Source organism: Janthinobacterium sp. BHSEK, assembly GCF_056174685.1.
In genome coordinates, this window is the sequence record NZ_JBWBYV010000066.1 from 22,250 (window position 1) to 29,195 (window position 6,946).

3 protein-coding genes are annotated in these 6,946 nt (G+C 62.4%); 2 read left to right on the top strand and 1 reads right to left on the bottom strand.

The annotated features are described in order from the left end of the window. Nucleotides 1-50 precede the first annotated feature (50 nt). Nucleotides 51-2,183: a TonB-dependent siderophore receptor gene (locus AC0V2Y_RS22315; protein WP_475416319.1), complete on the bottom strand. Its 2,133-nt coding sequence runs from the start codon at nucleotides 2,181-2,183 to the stop codon at nucleotides 51-53. A gap of 237 nt (nucleotides 2,184-2,420) precedes the next feature. Between AC0V2Y_RS22315 and AC0V2Y_RS22320 the strand changes: the two genes are divergently transcribed. Both AC0V2Y_RS22320 and AC0V2Y_RS22325 read left to right on the top strand, forming a co-directional pair. Continuing rightward, nucleotides 2,421-5,882, top strand: a complete 3,462-nt coding sequence (locus tag AC0V2Y_RS22320) for a DUF748 domain-containing protein (protein ID WP_475416318.1) — start codon at nucleotides 2,421-2,423, stop codon at nucleotides 5,880-5,882. A gap of 30 nt (nucleotides 5,883-5,912) precedes the next feature. Beyond that, on the top strand, nucleotides 5,913-6,946 hold a 1,034-nt coding region (locus AC0V2Y_RS22325; RefSeq protein WP_475418371.1), incomplete at its 3' end, for a hypothetical protein.

Genomic DNA, 6,946 nt, shown 5'->3' on the forward strand with positions numbered 1-6,946 from the left:
ATATTGTATCAGCGCAAGGTCCCTGCGCACAGGGCGCAAGTCAAACCTTCCTATAAATCCACCTTCATCGACAGCTTGATGGCGCGCGGCGCGCCCGAGGCCAAACGCGTACCCGCGCCGGCCCAGTAGCGCTTGTCGGCCGCATTTTCCACGTTCAGCTGCCACACGACGGCCTTGTCCATCACGCGGTTCGCATAGCGGGCGCCCGCGCTGAACAGGCTCACGCCGCCGAGAAAGGCCTGGTTCAGGTCGTTGACGGGACGGGCGCTGTAGTAATACGCGCCGCCGTTGACGGACAGGCCCGGCACGCCATCGAACGCATACGACAAGAAGGCGCTGGCCGTGCGTTTCGACGCGTTTTCCGGCGCCTTGCCGTTGTAGTCGGCGTTGATGTGCGCAAAGCGCGGGTCGAGCAACTGGGCCGACGTCTGCCACGACAGCTGGCGCGTCAGCTTGCCTTGCGTCGAGATTTCCAGGCCGCGGTAGCGCTGTTCACCGTCCGATGTAAAGACATTGCCGGTATTCGTGTAGTAGCCGGGGCGCGTGATGTCGAACAGCGCGGCCGACAGCAAGGTGCCGCCCGGCGTCAGCCAGCGCGCACCGAGCTCTTTCTGCTTGCTCACGCCGGGCGCCATCTTGACGCCCTGGTTGACGGTGCCCGTCGGGCCCGTCTCGCCCTCTTCCAGGCCCCGCGCCGTGGAGGCGTACAACGACAGTTCGGGCGTGGCCTTGTAGATCAATGAGGCCATCGGCGTCGTCTTGCTGACGTCGTAATGGCTGTTCCCCTGGTCGCTCTGATAACTGCTGCGGCGCACGCCGACGACGCTTTGCCATTGCGGGCTGAAGACCATGCGGTCGAGCGCGTACAAGCCCGTGTCGCGCGTCTCCAGGGCGGCCGTCGTCGGCGCCGTCGGCTTGGGACCGAACACGACATTCGTCACGGGCACGGGCTGGTACAGATTTTGCGCCGCGATCGTGTAGTTGCTCTGGTAAATAGCATCTTGGGATTTCTCCGTGCGCGAGGCGCCCAGGGTCAGTTCATGGGCAATCCAGCCCGTGCGGAAATTGCCGGCCAGTTCCGCGCGCAGCAAGTCCGACGCCGTCACGCTGTGCTGGATATTGCCCGTGATGCGGCCCGCGCCCGTGGCCAGCGCCGCCGCGTTATTCAGGCGGAAGATGGCCAGGCGGCGGTCGCGCGCCGTTTCCGAGTGCCCCGCTTCCACCGTCAAGGCCCAGCCATCCGTGATGGCGTAGTCGGCGCGCAATTGCGCGTTTTTCGTCTGCGCCTCGAAATTCGACCAGTCGGGGCCGATCAGCTGGCGCGGGTCGACGGCGCGCGGCAGGCTGATCACGCCTTTCACGGCGGCCGGCAAGGCCACGCCCGCCTGCTCCGTCACCTTGCGGCGGTCGTATTCCAGGTCGGCCTTGAGCAGCAGCCTGTTCGTCACCCGCCAGTCCAGCGCGGCGGACAGGAAGCGGCGGTTGCCATTGCCGACGTTATCGAGGTAGGAACCCAGGGTGCCGCCGGCCGCGTTGATGCGCACGCCGAATTCCTGCTGCGCGCCAAAACGGCGGCCCACGTCGACATTCGCCACGGCACTGCCCCGGTCATCGAGGCTCAGACCCAAGCTGGTGACGGGCTTGCCGCCTGCCCGCTTGGTGACGAAATTGACGACGCCGGCCGGCGAGGTAAAACCGTAGTACAGGGCCGAGGCGCCCTTCAGTACTTCCACGCGCTCCTTGTTTTCCATGGGCACTTGCGAGAAGTTCATGATGGGCATGGAACCGTTGAGACGGTAATTCGTGCGGTTTTCCACGGCGATGCCGCGTATCACCAATTGATCCCAGGTCTCGCCGCCATTTTGCTGGCGCGTCACGCCGGCCGTATTGCGCACGGCATCGTACAGGCCGGACACGGCTTGCTGCTCCAGCAATTCGCGCGTGATCACATTGACGGTCGACGGCACGTCCATGATGCTGGCGCCGCGAAAGCTGCCCGCCTCCGTGCTTACGGGCACCAGGCCTTGCGCGCGGGCGCCCGTCACTTGCACGGCCTGCATGACTTTCTCATCGCCAGCCGTCAAATCGTCTTGCCCAGTGGCAATGACCGCAGGGGAAGCGAAGGCCAGCGACAAGGCTGCGGCGACTGGAAGTAAGCGGGTGCGGGGAGAGACGACAGGCATGAGTTCAGGCTTTCAATATGTACAAATGGAAACTTACGGTTAGCGGGCATGATACCGATAATGAGAATCATTATCAAGTAAGGCTGGATTTGTGTGAGTTTTACTGAAGAAACAAGGCCACCCCGGCGTCTGTTATCACTTGAACACGTTTGGATTTTGCAGACGAGCTCGCAAAGAGGCATACTGACAGTCACGGCGTGCAGGATGTGCCGCCCAACAAGATCAAAAGGTAAGTTCGTGAATACAATCGACAACAAAAGCGTGCAGACGAAAACATTTCGCTGGAAACGCTGGCAGCGCTGGGCCGTCGGCACCGGCTGCGCCCTGGCCGCCTACAGCGCGGCCGGCTTCTGGCTGGTGCCCTACGTTATCAAAAACCAGCTGCCCAAATTTGCCGAGAAAGAACTGGCGCGCCAGGCCAGCATAAGCTCCGTACGCTTCAATCCGTTTACCCTGCGCCTGGAAGCGGACCAGATCGCTTTCAAGGAAGCGGCCAGCGCGGATGGCCAGAGCGGTGCGCCGCTGCTGTCCATCGGCACCCTGGCCGTGCAGCTGGAATGGAAATCCATCGTGCGCCGCGCCTGGAGCCTGGCGGAAATCCGCATCACGGCGCCGCAGGCGCAGCTGACCATCACGCCGGACGGCAAGTTCAACCTGGCCGAAGTGCTGGCCACCTGGCAACGCAACCACCCGGAAAAGAGCGACGGCGGCATGCCGCGCCTCGTCATCGGCCACTTTGCGCTGGAACAAGGTAAAGTGGACTGGCAAGACCAGAAGGCGGGCTATGCGGATAACTTCACGCCAATCAACTTTACGCTCGACAATATCTCGACCCTGCCCGACGCCAACGGCAGCTACAGCCTCAGCGCCGATGCGGCGCGCGGCGGCAAGCTGCACTGGCGCGGCACGGCCTCCCTCAGCCCGATTCGCGGCGACGGCGAACTGGTTTTGAACGACGCTTCCCTGCCCGGCCTGGCCGCGTATTTGAAAGCGTACACGCGCGCGACGGTGGCCAGCGGCAAGCTGTCGGCGCGCCTGCCCTACGCCTTTTCGTATGCCGACGGCACGCTGGAAGCGACCGTCAAGGGCGCGGGCCTGGCCTTGCGCGACCTGGCGCTGGTGCAAGATGGCAAGGGCGCGCCATTTACATCGCTGGACACCCTGGGCATCGCCGGCGTGAACGTGGATCTGGCGCGCCAGAACGTCACGGTGGATAAAATCAATCTGTACGGCGGCAAGGTGGCCGTGCGGCGCGACAGCAAGGGCGAGATCGACGTGGCGAACCTGATGCTGCCGGGCAATCCGGCGCCAGCAGCATCGGCCATCGCCGCGCCAGCCAAACCTGGCAAGTGGAAGGTGGATTTAAAACAGCTGGCGCTGGCCAATGTGGACGTCTCCGCCATCGATGAAACCGTCTCGCCTGCCCTGCAATTGAGCGCAAGACAGTTGCAAGCCCAGTTGCAACTGGACATGCAGCAGGGGCCAGCGGGCATGGCCACCGTGATCGACGGCGCCAATTTCAGCCTGGCCGATCTCGCCATGCAGCGCGGCGCGCAAACACCATTCAAGCTGGCCCAACTGGGCTTTACAGAAGGCAAGATCGACCTGGCGACGCATACCGTGCACCTGGGCGCCGTGACGGCCAGCGGCGCGCAGATCGACTTGGCGCGCAACCGCCAGGGAGAGTTTGCGATTGCGCAAAAACTGCCCGTGTTTGCCTCCGGCAAGGCCGACGCAGGCAAGGACGCGCCATCCGCGCCGTGGTCCACCACGGTGGACAAGGTGGAACTGAGCAAATTCGGCGCCCGTTTCGACGATGCGGGCACGGGCATCAAGGGCACGCTGCAGGATGCGCGGCTGTCGTTGCAGAATGTCAGCAACGACATGAAGCAGGCGCTGCCGTTTGAGCTGGGCGTGGGACTGCGCGAAGGCGGCTTGCTCACGGCCAACGGCAAGTTCGTGCCGGGCACGGGCGCCGTCGATGCGCAGCTGAACCTGAAACAGCTGACCCTGGCGCCCGTGCAACCGCTGCTGGCGCAGCATCTGAAACTGAAGCTGGCGGGCGGCACCCTCTCCGGCAGCGGCCGCCTGACGACGGGCGGCGGCGCGCCGAAGGCGCCGAAAGTGCGCTATGAGGGCGGCGTGGATATCGCCGGCCTCGTGCTCAATGAAACGGATGGCAAGCGTTTTGCGTCATGGAAAAGCGTGCGCGCCGACAAGCTGACGGCCAGCGTGGGCCCCGACTTCGTCGACATCCCGGAGCTGCGCGTGGTCGAACCGAACGCCCAGCTGATCATCGAAAACGACCGCAGCCTGAACGCCCAGCGCCTGCTGGTGAAAGCGCCCGAGCCGGCCACTGCGCCGGCGCCGGCAACCGCCAGCGCGCCCGCCGACGCCGGCTTCCCCGTGCGCGTGCGCCGCGTGCGCCTGCAGAACGCCAAGCTGGACTTTGCCGACCTCAGCCTGCGGCCCCAGTTCGCCGCCAAGATCTATGAGCTCAACGGCGTCGTCACGGGCTTGTCGACCAAGCGCGATGCGCGCAGCCAGATCGAACTGGACGGCCGCATCGACGAATTCGGCCTGGCCCGCGTGCGCGGACAATTAAATCCCTTCGCCCCGACCGACAACACGGACTTGAACGTCGTGTTCAAGAACGTCGACATGGTCTCCGCCTCGCCGTACACGATGAAATTCGCCGGATACAAGGTGGCGGAAGGCAAGATTTCGCTGGACTTGCAGTACAAGGTGCGCAACCGCCAGCTCGACGGCACCAACCAGATCGTGCTCGACAAGCTGACCCTGGGCGAGCGCATCGACAGTCCTGACGCCTTGAAGCTGCCGCTGGAACTGGCGCTGGCCATCCTCAAGGATAGCGACGGGCGCATCGACCTCGGCTTGCCCGTGTCCGGCGACATGAACGACCCGCAATTCAGCTATGGCGCCCTGATCTGGAAAGCCGTGGGCAATGTGCTGACCAAGATCGTCACGGCGCCGTTCCGCGCGCTGGGCAACTTGCTGGGCATCAGCGCCGACAAGCTGGAAGCCATCGACTTCGATGCGGGCAGCGCCGTGCTGCTGCCGCCCGAGCGGGAAAAACTCAAGCAGGTGACGCACATCCTCGCCAAGCGCGAACAGCTGAAGCTGGCCGTGCCGGGCCAGTACAGCGACACGGACGGGGCAGCCCTGCGCGCCCAGGCCGTGCGCCGCGCCGTCGCCGCCAAGGCCGGCATCAAGCTGGAAGCGGGCGAAGAACCGGGGCCGTTGAACCTGAGCGAACGCAAGGTCCGTGGCGCCCTGCGCGACCTGTACGGCGAACGCTTCGGCAAGGCCGAGCTGGACAAGCAGAAGAAGGCGGCGGAGTCGGCCGCACCTGCCCCAGCGGCGGCATCCGCCAGCGCCTCCGCGCCGGCGGCGGCCAAGATCCCCGTCTTGCAACGCCTGGGCAAGCTGATCGAGGGCGAGCCGCAAGTGGCCGACACGGGCGCCTTCTATACCGGCTTGCGCGAGCAGCTGGAAGCCAAGCAGGCCCTGCCTGCCGACGCCTTGAGCAAGCTGGGCGCCCAGCGCAGCGCGGCGATTCTGGCGGCCCTGCAGCAGGACGGCACGCCGGCGGCCAGGGTCAGCGCGGGCGCGCCGGAAAAAACGGAGGCGGCGCCGGGCAAGCTGGTGGGCTTGAAGCTGGGTTTGGCGGCACAATAAGATACGGAACATACGGAGATCATCTGACGCATGAAAAACCTCGACAAGGTAACGCCCTATACATCGTCTGTCACGCAGGGCGACTGGGGCACAATGACAACGTTGCTTGCCGAGACGGCAATATCCGCAAAAGACAGCATGTCATTTGCTGAAAAGACGCTGCTGGCTAATTACGTCTACGAAAAAAATGGCACGTACAAGCTGATGTATACAACTGTCGGGATGGATGGCAGTATTGAAAACTACGTCGAGGATGACGGCATCTTGCCGACGCTGTTCCTGAGTCCGGATCAGGAAAACTATGTCTCCGTCATTCCCTATCATCCTGATAAAGAACTGGAAATCAGCATTCCGATCTTTCATCGTGAAGATGTAGAATTACCAAAGGGTAACCGTCCATGTACAGGAGACTTCATTGGAACGACGGACTCACATTCGATATTTCACGATGTGGATTTTGACGATAAGAAACCGGACAAAATCCTGGCCATCGAGTTTATCAACGGGAAACTGAAGAAAAAACACAATAGCAAGGTCCCCTTGCCCGCGAATAACCGCATTGCCATTTCCAACCAGGCGATTCACTTGCTGGCGAATGACGGCAGCATCCTGCTGCACCGGGAGATCGATGAGAAAGGCAACGTCACGCGCTCGCGGGAGATCGACGCGAAGGATATCCTTGTTTTGCAGATATTAAGCGCCTCCTTCGACAAGGATTCTTATCTGCTGGCGCAAGATAAAGATAAAATCATCATCGAAAAAATAGATGCGGCTGGGGCAAGCGACATCATCGAATTGGTGGACTTTGCCGATCCACTGTTCAATACATGGCAGCCGGTCGACATCGCTGACGACACTTTTGTCACGCGTTTCAATACCGAGTTTGGAAACGGCTGGCTGACCACGCAAAATGATAAATTACTGGAAATATTCTATAGCAAAGGCGTGCAAGGCTACCGGAACTTGCTGACCAACGAGCTTCTGTCCATGCAGCATGACAAATTGATCATTTCCAGCATCAACAAGACCACGGATCACGCCTACGCGGTCGTGCTCTACCCGAT